The organism is Saccharothrix sp. NRRL B-16314, from assembly GCF_000716595.1.
Taxonomy (GTDB): Bacteria; Actinomycetota; Actinomycetes; order Mycobacteriales; family Pseudonocardiaceae; genus Actinosynnema.
Genome location: NZ_JNXC01000179.1, coordinates 1 through 341 on the forward strand (window position 1 = coordinate 1; position 341 = coordinate 341).

The following is a 341-nucleotide window of genomic DNA, read 5'->3' on the forward strand; positions in this document are numbered from 1 at the left end:
GTAAGGAGTCGTCGGCAGCGTCAGATGTGTATAAGAGACAGGGTCGTGGGGCTGCACTTCTTTCCGCTCGCCCGCCTCTACGACCAGGGGCAGTACAAGTGGACCGCCATCTTCCTGACGGCGGTCGCGATCGTCGGGCTGGTCGTCCTGGCGGCCGGCACCACCGCGGAAACGATCCGCGTCGTGGTGGGCCTGGGCGCGGCGATCGTGCTCTGGGCCTCGTCCTTCCACGTGGCCCTGCGCGGCTGACGCCCTTTACCGAGAACGCGCCCGCATACCCGGAACGCGCCCGAAACGCACGCGAGGATGCGCCACCCGGCCTGAGCCGGGCGGTCGCATCC

General features: G+C 68.9%; 1 pseudogene. It reads left to right on the top strand.

The window, feature by feature from the left end:
• Positions 1–249, top strand: a pseudogene (locus OQ02_RS39565) (hypothetical protein); the annotation flags it as partial.
• Positions 250–341 lie beyond the last annotated feature (92 nt).